Genomic DNA, 16,252 nt, shown 5'->3' on the forward strand with positions numbered 1-16,252 from the left:
AGAATCTCCTGGATTATTCAGCATCGATCGCTAGAGCGTCGTTAACGAGCTGAGCTTGTTGTTTTGCATGCAAGTATGGTGAACCACACGCCGGTGCAGCTGAAGCTTCACGGCCTGCGTAACTAATACGGATTTGTTTGCCCGCTTTCATCACATCGTCATATAAACGAGGCGCGATGAACAACCAAGCACCTTGGTTTTTCGGCTCTTCTTGTGCCCAAACTAGTTCTTTCACGTTTGGATACTGAGCAAGAACTTCTGCAAGACGTGCTTCTGGGTACGGATACAATTGTTCAATACGTACAATTGCAGTGTTGTTCAATTCTTTTTCACGACGTTTTTCAACCAGATCGTAGTAAACCTTACCACCACACAGTACCAGACGGGTTACGTCTGCTTTGTTGATGTTATCTACTTCGTCGATCACAGTCTGGAATGTACCGTCTGCCAGTTCTTCCAGGTTAGACACCGCTAACTTGTGACGAAGCAATGATTTAGGTGACATAATGATCATTGGTTTACGGATCGGGCGGATTGCCTGACGACGTAACGCGTGGAAGATCTGTGCAGGTGTAGTTGGAGTCATCACTTGCATGTTGTCTTCAGCACATAGTTGCAAGAAACGTTCCAGACGTGCAGATGAGTGCTCAGGACCTTGACCTTCGAAACCGTGTGGTAGAAGCATAGTCAGACCACATACACGTTCCCATTTGGTTTCACCAGATGAGATGAACTGGTCGATCACCACCTGTGCACAGTTTGCAAAGTCACCGAACTGAGCTTCCCAGATGATCAGGCTCTTAGGAAGAGTCGTTGCATAACCGTATTCAAATGCCAGTACTGCCATTTCAGACAATAAAGAGTCATAGATCGCAACACGCGGTTGGTTCTCTTTGATATGGCAAAGCGGGATATAAGTTGAACCATCTACCTGGTTATGCAGTTTTGCATGACGGTGTGAGAATGTACCACGACCCACGTCTTCACCAGTTAAACGAACCAGATAACCATCATCTAGCAGTGATGCATAGGCTAGAGTTTCAGCAGCACCCCAGTTCAGCGGCATTTCACCAGTTTGCATTTTCAGACGGTCGTCAATCACTTTAGATACCTGACGCTGCATCACGAAGCCTTCTGGAAGCTCACGCATTTTGCGGCCAAGCTCTTTAAGACGTTCTAGATCACAAGTAGTATCCCACTCATCTGTGTATTCATGACCCAGGTACGGTGTCCAGTCTACGAACATTTTTTTGTTCGGCTCTAGAACCAATGCATTGGCAACATGTTTACCTGCTTCAAGATCAGAACGGTATTGTTCAACCATTTGATCTGCAGTAGCGCGATCAAGCACACCTTCTTGAACCAGTTTGTCAGCATAAAGCGTACGAGTGGTCGCTTTTTTGTTGATCACTTGGTACATCATTGGCTGAGTTGCCGCTGGTTCGTCCGCTTCATTATGACCACGACGACGGTAACAGAACATATCAATCACAACGTCTTTACGGAAAGTATGACGGAAGTCATGTGCAAGCTGAGCAACAAACAACACAGCTTCAGGATCGTCACCATTTACATGGAAGATCGGTGCCTGAATCATTTTCGCGATGTCAGTACAGTATTCTGTAGAACGTGCATCACGTGGATCAGATGTGGTGAAACCAACCTGGTTGTTCACTACGATATGAACTGTACCACCTACTGTGTAACCACGAGTCTGTGACATCTGGAAAGTTTCTTGGTTTACGCCCTGACCTGCAAATGCAGCATCACCGTGAACAATCACTGGTAACACGTCATCACCGCCAATGTCTTTACGACGTACTTGACGTGCACGTACAGAACCTTCAACTACAGGTCCAACGATTTCAAGGTGAGATGGGTTAAACGCCAATGCCAAGTGAACTTCACCACCTGGAGTCATTACGTTAGAAGAGAAACCTTGGTGATACTTAACGTCACCAGAACCTTTCTTGTGTAGTGATTTGCCTTCGAACTCACCAAACAGGTCAGCCGGGTTTTTACCCATGATGTTAACCAGAAGGTTCAGACGACCACGGTGTGGCATACCGATCACCACTTCTTTACAGCCTACAGAACCGGCACGCTGGATCAATTCATTCACCATAGGAATGAAAGACTCACCACCTTCAACACCAAAACGTTTTGCACCTACGAATTTATTACCGAGGTATTTTTCCAGACCTTCAGCCGCAGTTAAACGTTCAAGAACATGTTTTTTCTGATCAGCACTCAGGCCATATTGACCACGTGCGCTTTCAAGACGTTGCTGGATCCAGCGTTTTTCTTTGGTATCCACGATGTGCATGTATTCAGCACCGATAGAGCTACAGTAAGTCGCTTCCATCGCTTGGACCATTTCGCCCAAAGTCGCTGCTTCCTTACCAATCGCAAGGTTACCGGTATTGAATATAGTGTCTAGATCAGACTGAGTTAAACCGTGCGCAGAAAGATCAAGATCTGGCACAACTTCACGCTTAGCCAGACCTAATGGATCCAATTTTGCTTTTTGGTGGCCACGGTTACGGTACGCAGCAATCAGCTGTAAAACGCCAATTTGACGACGTTCATGCTCTGAACTTACTGTCGATTGGATAACAGGCTGAATACGGCTTGAATTGCGACCTAAAAGTAGGAATTGCTCACGTACATTGCTGTGTGGTTGATCACCTTTTGGGAATTTATCGAAGTACGCTCTCCAGTCAGCACCCACTGAGTCTGGAGCAGTGAGGTACTGCTCATAAAGTTCTTCAATATACGCTGCACTATCAGCGGAAAGTTCAGTGTCAAGACGCAGAGCGTCAGCAACTTCTTGCATTTGTGGACCCATTTCCTATTGCAAAAACATTTTCAGGATGCTTTTTAAGCAAAACCCAGGATTAGTAATGTCAAATTGATAATTCAACATTAGTCCCCCATAAGGCATAAGCCATGAGGCGTTATCACCACACCAAGAAAATTCTTGATATGTTTAATGAACAATAACGCCCCTCAGCGGCATCATCACTCATTGAATACCCGATCGTGACCGAGCAATTTTTTGCAAATCGACTTAGAAAAAACAAAGATTTAAACTATATTTTTTCTAAAGCGACTTTGACTTACATTTATATACCAGTTTCTACTTTTTCCGTGTTTAAAAAATGTACATCGGCCCACACATTTTTTAAATATAGTCTTGTGCTAAATGCTATCACGATCTCGACTAATCAATTGATTTTTTTGACGAGGAACGCATGTTTTTTAGTCAAATACTTCCGTCAGAAATTACTCTAACATAGGGAGCTTTAAATGAAAAACACATTCAGCGTAGACTAAAGTCCTACATCTTTTTGATAAACAAAAAGAGAGTAAATCTTCCAATCCACTCCCTTTGCAACTTTGCGTTATATAATAACATTATTGAAAATCTTTTTCAGTCCAGAATTACATCTAAAAATCATAAATACCTCAAACAACATCATAATAGTGCATAAATCCGACCAGAATGCTCTGCAATGATTCATCACCCGATTTGATCACATGAGATACAGCCCCAATAACAGCAGTTTTCACTACCACTGTTCGTTTATGGAGCCCTATAAAGCAAAAAGCACACCAAGTGGTGTGCTTTTTGAAAAACTGTCTATTGCAGTCTAAATTAGCCAGCCATATCTAGAAGCATGTTACGGATGTGACCGATTGCTTTAGTAGGGTTCAAGCCTTTAGGACATACAGATACACAGTTCATAATACCTTTACAACGGAACAGAGAGAACGGATCGTCAAGACGAGCCAGACGCTCTTGAGTACCTGTATCACGCGAATCAATGATGAAACGGTATGCATTCAACAATGCTGAAGGACCCAAGAACTTGTCTGGGTTCCACCAGAATGATGGACATGAAGTTGAACAACATGCACAAAGAATACATTCATACAGACCGTTCAAGTGTTCACGTTCTTCAGGAGACTGCAGACGCTCTTTAGGAGGTGCAGGCTGGTTGTTGATCAAGAACGGATGAATCTTGTTGTACTGATCGTAGAACTGGTTCATGTCAACTACAAGGTCTTTGATTACTGGAAGACCAGGTAGTGGACGAATCGTGATTTCATTTGGTAAATCGTTCAGGTTCCAAAGACATGCCAAACCGTTTTTACCATTGATGTTCACGCCATCAGAACCACAGATCCCTTCACGGCATGAACGACGGAATGTCAAAGATTCGTCCTGTACTTTTAATGCAAGAAGCGCATCAAGCAACATACGGTGCTTATCAGTCAGTTCAAGCTTAAAAGTTTGCATATACGGTGCTTTATCCTTATCAGGATCGTAGCGGTAGATATGAAATGTACGAGTACCTCTACTCATCTTTAATCTCCTGATTAGAATGTACGTGGTTTCGGTGGAATTGCATCAACCGAAAGCGGTTTGTAACGCACTGGCTTGTACTCAAGACGGTTGTCAGCAGAGAACCACAAAGTGTGTTTCATCCACTCATCGTCACGACGGCCATATGGATACTCTGGGTGATCTGGTGGTAATTCGAAATCTACCACAGTGTGAGCACCACGACATTCTTTACGTGCAGCAGCTGAAATCAAGGTCGCTTTAGCAACTTCATACAGGTTTTCAACTTCTAGAGCTTCAATACGTGCAGTGTTGAATACTTTAGATTTGTCTTTCAAGTGAATGTTGCGAACACGCGGCTCAATTGCAAGAATTTGTTTTACACCTTCTTCAAGCAGCGCAGTTGTACGGAATACACCCGCGTGGTCTTGAACGATGTCACGGATTGCATCAGCAACTTCTTGAGCATTCTCACCAGTTGTTGATTCATCCAACTTACGAACACGCTTAATTGTGTTTTCAAGCACAGTTGTAGGAAGCGGTTCATACTCATCACCGTGGTGCTTAGTCACGTAGTCGATGATGTGCTGACCAGCAGCCTTACCAAATACAACCAAATCAAGCAGTGAGTTTGTACCTAAACGGTTTGCACCGTGTACAGATACACATGAACATTCACCGATCGCATAGAAGCCTTTCACTGGTTTAGTGAAGTTGCGACCTTCTTGGTTAGTAGAATAGGTATCAGTATTCTTGTCGTAGTTCGTTACTAGAGCTTCAGATTCTGGAGACTCAGGAACAACTACCTGACCATGAATATTTGTAGGAATACCACCCATTTGGTAATGGATTGTAGGTACTACAGGAATTGGCTCTTTAGTAATGTCAACGTTCGCGAATTTCTTGCCAATCTCGAATACAGATGGCAGACGTTTCATGATGGTGTCAGCACCCAAGTGAGTCATATCAAGAAGGATATAATCACCTTTAGGACCACAACCACGACCTTCTTTGATTTCCTGGTCCATAGAACGTGATACGAAGTCACGAGGAGCCAAGTCTTTCAGAGTCGGTGCATAACGTTCCATGAATGGTTCGCCGTCTTTGTTACGAAGGATTGCGCCTTCACCACGACAACCTTCAGTTAACAATACGCCTGCGCCCGCAACACCTGTCGGGTGGAATTGCCAGAATTCCATATCTTGTAATGGAATACCCGCACGAGCAGCCATACCAAGACCGTCACCAGTGTTGATATATGCGTTAGTCGATGCACGGTAAACACGACCAGCACCACCTGTAGCGAACAATGTTGCTTTTGCTTGGAATACGGCAATTTTACCTGTTTCTTGGTCAATTGCTGTTACACCAAGGACATCGCCTGCTTCGTTACGAATAAGATCAAGTGCGATCCATTCTACGAAGAATTGAGTACCCATTTTCACGTTGCTTTGATAAAGCGTATGAAGAAGCGCATGACCTGTACGGTCGGCTGCAGCACATGCACGTGGAACTGCTTTTTCACCATAGTTTGCAGAGTGACCACCAAATGGACGTTGGTAAATTGTACCGTCTGCGTTACGGTCGAATGGCATACCTAGGTGTTCAAGTTCGTAAACGACTTGTGGCGCTTCGCGAGTCATGAACTCGATCGCGTCTTGGTCACCTAACCAGTCAGAACCTTTCACTGTGTCATAAAAGTGGTAGTGCCAATTATCTTCTTGCATGTTACCAAGAGATGCACCAATACCACCCTGTGCAGCAACAGTGTGTGAACGTGTTGGGAATACTTTAGTCAGTACAGCAACTTTTAAACCAGCTTGAGCAAGTTGGTAAGATGCACGCATACCTGAACCACCACCACCAACGATGACAGCATCGAAAGTTTCGTGTGGAATATTTGTGTAATCTTCTTTAGGGTTAATTGCGCCCATGATCTCTTCCTATCAAGCCCAGAAAATCTGGATTGCCCAGATTGCGTATGCTAATACAGCGATAATCACTGCCGAAGTCAATACAATGCGTAAACCTGATGCTGATGGACCCATTTGACGAGTAGTCACATAGTCAGTGAATACTTGCCACATACCAATCCATGCATGTGCAACAAGAGAGAAAACTGCCAATAAAGACATAATCTTCATTGGAGTTGTCATCATAAAGCCATACCACTGTTCGAAGTTGAAACCACCATTACAAAGGATCCAACCAAAAACAACAACAGTATATACAGCCAATACAACTGCACTCACACGTTGAAGAAACCAATCGCGAGAACCTGAACCCGTTAAACCAGTAGCACTTTTCATTAGAGTACGATCCATACAAATGACGCAACGATACCGATTGCTGACAAGATTAATGCGATAGTAGCTGCAGTACGACCACTTTGCAGTTCTTCTGCTACACCAACGTCAGCAAGTAAATGCTTAACACCAGCGATGAAGTGGTAGATTAAACCAGCGACAAATACCCATACGATGAAGCGAACAATGAAACCATTCATGATTTCTTGCACTTGCGCAAAACCTTCTGGAGAAGACAATGACTTGTCCAAAATCCATAGAAGTACCGGTACGAGTAAAAATACGATGACACCTGAAAGACGGTGTAGAATTGATGCAATAGCCACGGGTGATTTTAAGTTTACTTCTAAAACTTGACCCATGGACAAATTGACAGGTCTGTTGCTTTTCACAGCGGGCATCCTGTAGTTAAAAACTCCATCCGGAGTTTGTTGGAATTAATTCGAAGGAAAGCTGGCATTATCAGGCAAATACATGCCTAAACATAAAACGACACTGAATTATAAAACGTGAACTATTAAAATACAAACAACTGTATTTTGCTTTTTAAATAAAAAACCTTTAAATAAGAATCATTAACAACAACTTTAAACTCTCCCCTACTTGCTTTATCTTTATATTTTCATTCTAGATATTTGTTTTTTAATAATTAACTTGATTAATTTAGTCTGTTATCTAGCCAAGCTTCGACTAAGTAGATTTAGACTAAAGATGAACAGCAAAAATGTAATTTCGCCTCTAAGTCCTTATTAATTCCAAGTAAAATCATAAGGATATATTTCACAAATAAATAATGACTATTTATATAAAGGCATCTCAATTTAGAATTTTTATACTAAAACCTACTTATCTCTTTGTAGATCATAGTTTTTTTGATGTTTTTAGACATTTTATATTCAAAAAAACACTTATTTATTTTTGTTTAAGTTGTATTAAACAAAGTGAAGCAAATTTACGAGCTATTTTTTAGCCGATTAAACAGAGCCAAAAAGAAAATTTATTGCTTTTATTTATAATTCAAGTTTGAAGTAAAAACTTAAGGAAATCGATGTAAGTTACGAGATTTATATAATTTTAAGTTTCAGCCTTAGAATATTTTCTCAATTTCTCCTTTATTTTTTGCTAGGAAAAAACGCTTACAAATACGGCAAAGACCATATTTTTTTCTGCACCTTCTGTTCAATTTGACTTATTATAGAGGTTTGGTACTGTGATTTTATTAAACTTTTTATACCAAGATAAATGACTAAACCACTGTGAGAATGTCATTTTTCATCCATAAGTATAATTGACAAAATTTCAGTAGCCACTAATCTTATAGCAAATTTTTGATCCGTCCGTTTTGTGCATTAAAAGATTGATAGGCAACTCGGATATACATTCACCAGGACAGGAGATCTATTGAATGTCTGAAGCAACTGGCAAGAAAGCCGTTTTACAGCTTGATGGCAAAGAAATTGAATTACCAATTTACAGCGGCACATTGGGCCCAGATGTAATCGACGTTAAAGATGTGTTGGCTGCAGGTCACTTTACTTTTGATCCTGGTTTTATGGCAACAGCTGCATGCGAGTCTAAAATCACTTTCATCGATGGTAATAAAGGTGTTCTTTTACACCGTGGCTACCCAATTGACCAGTTAGCAACTAAAGCTGATTACCTAGAAACTTGCTACTTACTTCTTAATGGCGAGCTTCCAACAGCTGAGCAAAAAGAAGAATTCGACGCTAAAGTTCGTAACCACACTATGGTTCACGATCAAGTAAGCCGCTTCTATAACGGTTTCCGTCGTGATGCTCACCCTATGGCAATCATGGTTGGTGTTGTTGGTGCGTTGTCTGCGTTCTATCACAACAATCTGGACATCGAAGATGTTAACCATCGTGAAATCACTGCGATTCGTTTAATCGCTAAGATTCCTACTTTGGCAGCTTGGAGCTACAAGTACACTGTTGGTCAACCATTCGTTTACCCACGTAACGATTTGACTTACGCTGAAAACTTCCTGTACATGATGTTTGCTACTCCAGCAGACCGTGACTACAAAGTAGATCCAATCCTTGCGAAAGCAATGGACCGTATCTTCACACTTCACGCTGACCACGAACAAAATGCTTCTACGTCTACAGTACGTTTAGCTGGTTCTACTGGCGCTAACCCATATGCATGTATCGCTGCTGGTATCTCTGCACTTTGGGGTCCTGCTCACGGTGGTGCGAACGAAGCTGTTCTTAAGATGCTTGATGAAATCGGCACTGTAGAAAACGTTGCTGGCTTCATGGAAAAAGTGAAAACTAAAGAAGTTAAACTCATGGGCTTCGGTCACCGTGTGTACAAAAACTTCGATCCACGTGCGAAAGTAATGAAAGAAACTTGTGACGAAGTTCTTGGTGCTCTTGGCATCAACGATCCACAGCTTGCTCTTGCTATGGAACTTGAACGTATCGCGCTTTCTGACGAATACTTCATCAAACGTAACCTTTACCCTAACGTAGACTTCTACTCAGGCATCATCCTTAAAGCGATTGGTATCCCAACAGAAATGTTTACTGTGATCTTCGCGCTTGCACGTACAGTTGGTTGGATCAGCCACTGGTTAGAAATGCACAGCGGTCCTTATAAGATCGGTCGTCCTCGTCAGCTTTACACTGGCGAAGTTCAACGCGACATCAACCGTTAATTCAGTTAGCGTTGAAAGACGTAAAAACCACCCTTCTGGGTGGTTTTTTTATAACTGACAAAAACTAACACAATAAAGATGTGAAAAAATTAAAATAGCAAGCCTGAAGAATTTTCAATTTCTGCAAATTTCTAGAAAGTACTCTTATATCGTTAAGGATTGAGTTTTAATGCTGTTTTACCTGCTTCCTTTTATCCTGAGAATGGTTCGTTTTGATCAATTTAAAAGCCGGAATTTGACTTCAGGGGAAATCAAGCTTTGCCAGCAAGTCTTTGCTGACCTGATTGACTATTCAACAGTCCGCGTCATGAATCACCCTTTCCTGCCCTGGCAATCCAAGCATGTGATCATGGCACCAAGTGGTTATATTCATGTGCGTAACCTGAATTATCGGGCTGATTATTCTAAAGAAAGCCGTTCTTATCAGGCGCTTTTCATTCATGAAATGGCACATATTTATCAATATCAGCGAAATATTAATGTGTTGTTTAAGGGTGCTTTTTTGCAGGCCGCTTATTTTTTAACTATGGGAAAATATAATCCTTACAAATATCAATTTAATCCCAACAAATCCTTTTTAGACTATAACATTGAACAACAGGGAGATATTGCACGCGATATTTTTCTAAAAAAAATCCCCAATATTATTTTAAAAAATCAGTTAAGCAGATGATATTGAATATTTTTCACTCAAGTATTCTGTTGATTTATATTTTTGGAAAATAAACTCATTTAAATCCAATTGAGTATTTTTGTGCATTTACCAGAATAAAAAAGCACCATAATAAGTCATTTCTGATCATATCTTTGTGTATCTGTTTCAATTCTCCTGAAACAGCTCTAGCATCTGCCTCAAATTTCGATAAAATAAGCCAAGTATGATATTTTTAGCTCGCAAATCAAGATTTAATGATCATGCGGTCATGACTTTTTTAATTTTGGCCATTTGGCATTTTGTTCGTATCAAACTGCACTCAGCTGGATAATTAGAATTTTAAAAATCAGTGATTTAGTGTATTCACCTATAGGAATAGGACTTAATTGGAATGAAAAGTTTTAAAATTGCGATTGCTCAATTCTCTCCACATGTGGGCAATTTAGATGCAAATACGCAGACAATGATAGATTTGGCAAATCAGGCCAAAAAAGATAATGCTGATCTTATTATTTTCCCTGAACTTTCAACTTTAGGTTATCCGGCTGAAGATTTATTAATTCGTCCAAGTCTGGCTAAACGTACAAAACTGGCGTTTGAGAAACTGACTGAAGTAAAAGATATCGTCATGGTCTTCGGTTTTGTCAATCAGACTGAAGATGGTGAACGTTATAACTCAGCAGCCGTCATGAAAGATGGTGAAGTTTTAGGGGTTTATAATAAGCAGACTCTGCCAAACTATGGTGTATTTGATGAGAAACGCTATTTTGGTGAAGGACATCAGCATCTGGTCTTCGAATATCTGGGACACAAGTTTGGTGTTCTGATCTGTGAAGATGTCTGGTCATTATCTACGGTTCAACAGCTGGCTCAATTGAATATTGATACTGCACTGGTTCTGAATGCTTCTCCATATGAAGTCGGCAAACCGCAACACCGTATCTATGCCATGGCTGCGCTGGTCAAACAGTTGAATATCAATCTAGTGTACTGTAACCAGGTAGGTGGCCAAGATGATCTAATCTTTGATGGTACCAGCTTTGTACTCAATAAATCAGGCGAAGTGGCTCTGCAAGCACCTAGCTTTGAAAAAGGCCTGTATATCGCTGAATATGATGCAGAAAAATTAGAGTTCAGCAAAGGCACGATTACTCCAGCCCTAGAAACTATGGCCGAGATTTATCAAAGTCTGGTGATGGCAACCCGTGATTATGTACAGCGTTCAGGTTTCCCAGGTGTAATTCTGGGTCTGTCTGGTGGTATTGACTCTGCCCTTACTCTTGCCATCGCAGCAGATGCGATTGGCCCTGACAAAGTTCAAGCAGTGATGATGCCTTATACCTATACTGCTCAGATCAGTGTAGAAGATGCCACTAAACAGGCAAAAACCATGGGTGTAACTTTCGGTATTGCCGAGATTAACCCGATTGTAAGTGGCTTCTTGCAAACCCTGTATCCCTTCTTTGGCAATGCCCCTGTAGATGCCACTGAAGAAAACCTGCAAGCACGTGCACGCGGTACGCTATTAATGGCGCTGTCTAACAAGTTCGGCAATCTGGTTCTGGCAACCGGTAATAAATCCGAACTTGCCGTTGGCTACTGTACGCTATACGGCGATATGGTCGGCGGCTTCGCGGTATTAAAAGATGTTTATAAAACCATTGTATTTGAACTGGCAAAATACCGTAATAGCATCGCCGAAACTCCAGTGATTCCTGAGCGTGTAATTACCCGTCCACCATCTGCAGAACTTCGTCCAGATCAGGTCGATCAGGATTCATTACCAGCTTATGAAGTACTTGATGCGATTCTTTATGCTTATATTGAAGAAGATCTGAGTCAAGATGACATCATTGCCAAAGGCTTTGAAGCTGAAGTTGTGAAAAAAGTGATTCGTTTGGTGGATATTAACGAATACAAACGTCGTCAGGGTGCGATTGGTCCACGTATCAGCTCGCGTTCTTATGGTCGTGAACGTCGGTATCCGGTCGTTAATGGTTGGAAAGCAGGTATCTAAGTTTTAACAAAACTAGATTAGCTATAATGCCCAAGTAAATGCTTGGGCATTTTTTTATCTTTAAGCAATAAATAGAGTTAAGAAATTAAAAGAAGATTCAAGAATTTAAACAGACAGATATTTAGAAGAACTTTCTCTTAATTTTTTATTGATATTTTTATGGCACAAAAAAAGAGACCAAGCTGAGAGCTTGGTCTTTTAAAATGGTGGCTATGACGGGACTTGAACCTGTGACCCCCGCATTATGAGTGCGGTGCTCTAACCAACTGAGCTACATAGCCGTAAACTGTGTGCGCATTATCGTAATTTCAGGTGCTATCGTCAAGCATTTTAAAACACAAATGTTCAGTCTTTATGCAAATGAAGAATAAACTCTTAAACTTTAAACAATATTAGATTTTTTATTTGGTATTTCACATATTCTTATGAAGAACTTTAATGATTGGAGCTTTCACCGATGTACAAAATTAACATACTGATTCTTTTGCTTAGCACTTTAGCAATCACCGCCTGCCAGGTGATTTCTCCTATTTTTGTCAACTACAATGGAGTACGTCGCGATGTGGCACAGTGGATTAATCATCAACAATTCATGAGCATGCAACAGAAACGCACCTTGGCGCAATTAAGTCGGGCTCAACAGCAAATCAAGCGTTATCCGGAATATGATCAGACTCAACGACTGGCCATTGCCAAAGAAAATCAGATTGCATTCTATTGTGCACGTTTGCATGTGAACGAACATAAAATCCAGCAACTGCAACAACAAATTTTCGCACCTGAGACGCAGGCGATTTTAAATCAATATGAACAACTGGCACCACAAATCAAATTGGACCCGGCATCCATTCAATGTGATTGACAATCAGCTTGAATATTTCTGTAAATCCATATAATTCAATTATTTAAAATCAATAAACCATGAAACTTAAAACTCAGAAACCTGCGTTTAACTGTTTAATCTATTAGACATTATACCTATGTATTTACTTGGTTTTATTTTTATACAATACAGGCTATGATCAAAGTATAAACAACAATTCGTACACGATTTTAACGCGTCATATTTTTATAAAACTTATTTCCGATAAGGAGAATTCTAATGTCATTTGAACATATTTTAGTACCTGTTGATGGTTCAGAAACTTCCTACGCTGCAGTCGATAAAGCCGTCGAAATTGCCAAAGCATTTAACAGTAAAGTGACAGTGGTTCAGGTGCTGGCACTTGATCCCTATATCGCAGCTGAATACATCACAGCAGCTCAAACCAATGACTTGGTTGAACGTGCCCGTACTGCGATTCTGAAGACACTTGACGAAGCAAAAGCAAAATTTGCTGCGGCAGGTATTGATGCAGAGACTCAGCTACTCGAAGGTCAGGTGATTTATAGCGAAATTGTCAAGGCGGCAGAATCCTTGAATACTGATCTGATTGTGATTGGTTCACATGGCCGCACTGGCTTCAAGAAACTGTTCCTAGGAAGTGTTGCGCAAAGCATCTTGGGACAGGCCAATGTTCCTGTAATGGTCATCCGTAAGTAATAAAAAATCCCCACTTCAATCAAGTGGGGATTTCTCTTTCAAACAAATCCATCCCATTGATACTGCTTTAAACTGACCCGATTTCCAGCACATAGAATCCCTTCTGCGCCTAACTTTTGCTGTTGAATATTATGTCCATATTCATCCAGTTTATTGAGACTGATCTTACCTTGAGCATTCAGGACACGATGCCAGGGCAAATCGGTTTCTGTATCAAGCTGACTTAAAACCCTACCCACCAGACGCGCATGTTTGGGTAAGCCAGCCAGTTTAGCGATCTGTCCATAGGTCGCTACCTTCGCATAAGGAATCTGGCTGACCACACTCAGAATCATTTGTGCCATTTCCTGGCTTGCACTTGATGTCATAGGCTTTCAGTCTTGATAGAAAATTCTAATAATTAGAAATTCTCCGGATTCTCTAAACGTTTCACTTCTTGTACTTTGTCAGGATGATGTACCGTTGCTACACCATCGGCATCTTTCTTATCAATCAGCATTTCAGGCTGGAAGATAGTGATGGTTTCATTTCCATTTGCATCCTCGCCTACAATATACTGAAAACCGCGACGGTTCATCTTGTGGCACATCCGCTGATACCAACCCTTAAAACCTTGGGTTTCTTCATTCGGGTTGTAATAAAAGGCATTCATCACGGCTGGCAAACCTAGGCCACAAACCACCCCGGAAAGAAGTACCACAATGAAGGTATATCCAATCAGAATACTGCTATACGCTTCCAGTTGTGGAATATTGGCCACTGCCAGAATCAGGGCTAAGGAAATCCCGCCACGTACCCCACCCCAAGACAGAATGGTTAAACTGCCGTTATAACTCTTCTTGCGCATTCTAGGGAATAATGCAAAAGACAGATGATTGGCCAGGAATCGCGCCAAATGCAGAATTATGAAAGCAACAATTCCGCCTAGAACCAGACTGGTACTTAGATCAATAATGAACAGTTCCAGACCAATCAAGGTGAACAGGAAGGAATTGATAATCCCCTCTACCGTATGCCAGAAATGGTTTACATCACCGATGTCTGCATCAGCCAGAATTTCTTTCCATTTATTACCGACGATCAAGCCGCCAATTACACAGGCAATTGGTGCAGAAGCATGCGCCAGTAAAGCAATCAGATATGAACCACAAGCCAACAGTGCAGTAGTTAATATCAGTGATTCCATTTCATGTTTACCGCGCAGAATACGTAGAATCGCCAGACCAAAACCGATCCCGATCAAGACTGCCACGACAATTTCATAAAGCAATGTTTGCAGGACGGCGAGTACGGTAAAGTTTTCACCTTGCAGTACATTCAGTAAGGTCATAAATAATGCAATACACATCGCATCATTAAACAGCGACTCACCTTCCAGCTTCACGATCAAATGATGGGGTGCGCGTACCGAACTGAGTACACCTTTAATCCCAATTGGATCCGTTGCTCCGAGCGCAGCACCCAGCAATAGTAGGACCAATATATCGACGTGGTTACCAATCAGGAACTGATAACCGTATAGCGCAATACCAAAGAAAACTGCACAGAAAACTAATGCCAGACTGGCCAGAATACCAATCGGCCGCCAGTGATTGCGTAAATCTGAAACCTTAAACTTCAATGCGGATGATGTCAGAATGAAACAGATCACCCCATTAATCAGGAAGTCATAAAAATCGACATGGCGGACTGCTTTCTCAATATTATCAATATTGATGCTAAAAAATGGATTACCCTGTAGCAGACTTGCACACCATTGCAGGATAAAAACAAAAATAGCGGAAACAATCGGCACACCAATGGCTTGAGGAAAACTTAGAACACGTTTGTTGAACATGGTAGTGGCAATTGACAGAGCAAAGACCACTGTCAACAGTTGTAAAAAAAAGAAACTTCCCATTAGGTTTCCTGAGGTTAGGCAATTTGCAGCCGTGAGCTGAAAGATTTACTTGAAATATAAATTTAAAAAAACAGTATATTTTAGCGGATCAAGTTTAGTCCCATTTTTTTTCGAATTAAGTTAAGTTTCTTTTCAATATTCACAACTGATGATTTAACATACAGCCTTAAAGCACTTTATTGCTCACTCCTCCTTTCTATTTAGAAATTTTCTCCCATGCATCAAACTGTCAAAACCATATTCCGTCTATGTCTCGCTGCTGTCATTTTTCTGGTCACACTCTCCTTGATGTTTACCTGTGTTGCCAAAGTTCAGGAAATCCTGAAAGCAGATCAATATTATCAGCAAGCCGTGAGCATTCCTTTAAAAAGCAGTGCCAAAGCGCAATATGTACTGGTGTCTAATAATCAACGTCCAGACAACGCGCTGTTTATCCTGATTGCCGGAAATGGTTATGTAGCAAAAATTAGCTGTGAGCATTATGCTGCCCTATGTACTGATGACTATAATCAGTCACATACCCGGCAGATTCAAAATGTTAATTTAGTAAAAGTGAGAAATTATTTTTATATTGAAAATATTCAGTTCCAAGATAGTCGAACTGGTCAGATCACTAAACTCAGCTATTCCAGAAATGAATTGAAGCAATTTTATAATAATGACATCAGCGATTTAAAATATATTCTCTTTGCGATTTCGCTATTTGCCTTGGCTGCCTTATTTGTCAGTATCAAGATTTTGAAAAACTTCCGTCGTTTTCTGGAAAAATAACTATTCAATCATTAGGGGAGCATTAGCTCCCC

General features: G+C 41.0%; 13 protein-coding genes and 1 tRNA gene. 6 read left to right on the forward strand and 8 right to left on the reverse strand.

All coding sequences use genetic code 11. From position 1 onward, the window contains the following. Positions 1-13 precede the first annotated feature (13 nt). The 5 genes from AC4MCC_RS10535 to sdhC all read right to left on the reverse strand — a co-directional run bounded on the left by AC4MCC_RS10535 (position 14) and on the right by sdhC (position 7,055). Positions 14-2,836, reverse strand: coding sequence for a 2-oxoglutarate dehydrogenase E1 component (locus tag AC4MCC_RS10535; RefSeq protein WP_491885243.1), 2,823 nt, complete (start codon positions 2,834-2,836; stop codon positions 14-16). 822 nt (positions 2,837-3,658) lie between these two features. Continuing rightward, positions 3,659-4,369, reverse strand: a complete 711-nt coding sequence (locus AC4MCC_RS10540; protein WP_004782977.1) for a succinate dehydrogenase iron-sulfur subunit — start codon at positions 4,367-4,369, stop codon at positions 3,659-3,661. Positions 4,370-4,383: 14 nt separating this feature from the next. Next, positions 4,384-6,282, reverse strand: a complete 1,899-nt coding sequence (locus AC4MCC_RS10545; protein WP_419363269.1) for an FAD-binding protein — start codon at positions 6,280-6,282, stop codon at positions 4,384-4,386. A gap of 12 nt (positions 6,283-6,294) precedes the next feature. Continuing rightward, positions 6,295-6,657, reverse strand: a complete 363-nt coding sequence (sdhD, locus tag AC4MCC_RS10550) for a succinate dehydrogenase, hydrophobic membrane anchor protein (protein WP_067728971.1) — start codon at positions 6,655-6,657, stop codon at positions 6,295-6,297. Then, a complete protein-coding gene (sdhC, locus tag AC4MCC_RS10555; protein WP_419363266.1) occupies positions 6,657-7,055 on the reverse strand; it encodes a succinate dehydrogenase, cytochrome b556 subunit in 399 nt (132 codons plus the stop codon). Before sdhC ends, sdhD begins: the two co-directional genes overlap by 1 nt. 1,004 nt (positions 7,056-8,059) lie before the next feature. Between sdhC and gltA the strand changes: the two genes are divergently transcribed. From gltA to AC4MCC_RS10570, 3 genes are all read left to right on the forward strand, one after another. Then, positions 8,060-9,334: a citrate synthase gene (gene gltA, locus AC4MCC_RS10560; RefSeq protein WP_004782984.1), complete on the forward strand. Its 1,275-nt coding sequence runs from the start codon at positions 8,060-8,062 to the stop codon at positions 9,332-9,334. 169 nt (positions 9,335-9,503) lie between these two features. Continuing rightward, a complete protein-coding gene (locus AC4MCC_RS10565) occupies positions 9,504-10,007 on the forward strand; it encodes a hypothetical protein (RefSeq protein ID WP_419363264.1) in 504 nt (167 codons plus the stop codon). A gap of 373 nt (positions 10,008-10,380) precedes the next feature. Beyond that, positions 10,381-12,006 (forward strand): NAD+ synthase, encoded by a 1,626-nt coding sequence (locus AC4MCC_RS10570; protein WP_491885244.1) that lies wholly within the window; start codon positions 10,381-10,383, stop codon positions 12,004-12,006. A gap of 204 nt (positions 12,007-12,210) precedes the next feature. On the opposite strand, the gene AC4MCC_RS10575 is transcribed toward AC4MCC_RS10570, so the two are convergent. Continuing rightward, positions 12,211-12,287, reverse strand: a tRNA-Met gene (locus AC4MCC_RS10575). 176 nt (positions 12,288-12,463) lie between these two features. On the opposite strand from AC4MCC_RS10575, the gene AC4MCC_RS10580 reads away from it, so the two are divergent. After that, positions 12,464-12,868: a hypothetical protein gene (locus AC4MCC_RS10580; RefSeq protein ID WP_005171986.1), complete on the forward strand. Its 405-nt coding sequence runs from the start codon at positions 12,464-12,466 to the stop codon at positions 12,866-12,868. 240 nt (positions 12,869-13,108) lie between these two features. Beyond that, positions 13,109-13,549 carry a universal stress protein gene (locus AC4MCC_RS10585; protein WP_004782991.1) on the forward strand — a complete coding sequence of 147 codons (441 nt, stop codon included), beginning with the start codon at positions 13,109-13,111 and terminating at the stop codon, positions 13,547-13,549. Positions 13,550-13,587: 38 nt separating this feature from the next. Here AC4MCC_RS10585 and AC4MCC_RS10590 read toward each other — a convergent pair whose 3' ends face one another. Both AC4MCC_RS10590 and AC4MCC_RS10595 read right to left on the reverse strand, forming a co-directional pair. Next, positions 13,588-13,884: an MGMT family protein gene (locus AC4MCC_RS10590; protein ID WP_125278749.1), complete on the reverse strand. Its 297-nt coding sequence runs from the start codon at positions 13,882-13,884 to the stop codon at positions 13,588-13,590. Between the two features lie 65 nt (positions 13,885-13,949). After that, positions 13,950-15,449: a cation:proton antiporter gene (locus AC4MCC_RS10595; RefSeq protein ID WP_179992115.1), complete on the reverse strand. Its 1,500-nt coding sequence runs from the start codon at positions 15,447-15,449 to the stop codon at positions 13,950-13,952. A gap of 216 nt (positions 15,450-15,665) precedes the next feature. Here AC4MCC_RS10595 and AC4MCC_RS10600 point away from each other — a divergent pair, with 216 nt between their 5' ends. After that, a complete protein-coding gene (locus tag AC4MCC_RS10600; protein WP_491885245.1) occupies positions 15,666-16,220 on the forward strand; it encodes a hypothetical protein in 555 nt (184 codons plus the stop codon). The last annotated feature ends 32 nt before the right edge of the window (positions 16,221-16,252 follow it).

Source organism: Acinetobacter sp. CAU_H_56, assembly GCF_058599425.1.

Coding starts and splice junctions, on each gene's coding strand:
- AC4MCC_RS10535 (WP_491885243.1), bottom strand. CDS start 2,836: ATGCAAGAAGTTGCTGACGCTCTGCGTCTTGACACTGAACTTTCCGCT.
- AC4MCC_RS10540 (WP_004782977.1), bottom strand. CDS start 4,369: ATGAGTAGAGGTACTCGTACATTTCATATCTACCGCTACGATCCTGAT.
- AC4MCC_RS10545 (WP_419363269.1), bottom strand. CDS start 6,282: ATGGGCGCAATTAACCCTAAAGAAGATTACACAAATATTCCACACGAA.
- sdhD (WP_067728971.1), bottom strand. CDS start 6,657: ATGAAAAGTGCTACTGGTTTAACGGGTTCAGGTTCTCGCGATTGGTTT.
- sdhC (WP_419363266.1), bottom strand. CDS start 7,055: ATGCCCGCTGTGAAAAGCAACAGACCTGTCAATTTGTCCATGGGTCAA.
- gltA (WP_004782984.1), top strand. CDS start 8,060: ATGTCTGAAGCAACTGGCAAGAAAGCCGTTTTACAGCTTGATGGCAAA.
- AC4MCC_RS10565 (WP_419363264.1), top strand. CDS start 9,504: ATGCTGTTTTACCTGCTTCCTTTTATCCTGAGAATGGTTCGTTTTGAT.
- AC4MCC_RS10570 (WP_491885244.1), top strand. CDS start 10,381: ATGAAAAGTTTTAAAATTGCGATTGCTCAATTCTCTCCACATGTGGGC.
- AC4MCC_RS10580 (WP_005171986.1), top strand. CDS start 12,464: ATGTACAAAATTAACATACTGATTCTTTTGCTTAGCACTTTAGCAATC.
- AC4MCC_RS10585 (WP_004782991.1), top strand. CDS start 13,109: ATGTCATTTGAACATATTTTAGTACCTGTTGATGGTTCAGAAACTTCC.
- AC4MCC_RS10590 (WP_125278749.1), bottom strand. CDS start 13,884: ATGATTCTGAGTGTGGTCAGCCAGATTCCTTATGCGAAGGTAGCGACC.
- AC4MCC_RS10595 (WP_179992115.1), bottom strand. CDS start 15,449: ATGGGAAGTTTCTTTTTTTTACAACTGTTGACAGTGGTCTTTGCTCTG.
- AC4MCC_RS10600 (WP_491885245.1), top strand. CDS start 15,666: ATGCATCAAACTGTCAAAACCATATTCCGTCTATGTCTCGCTGCTGTC.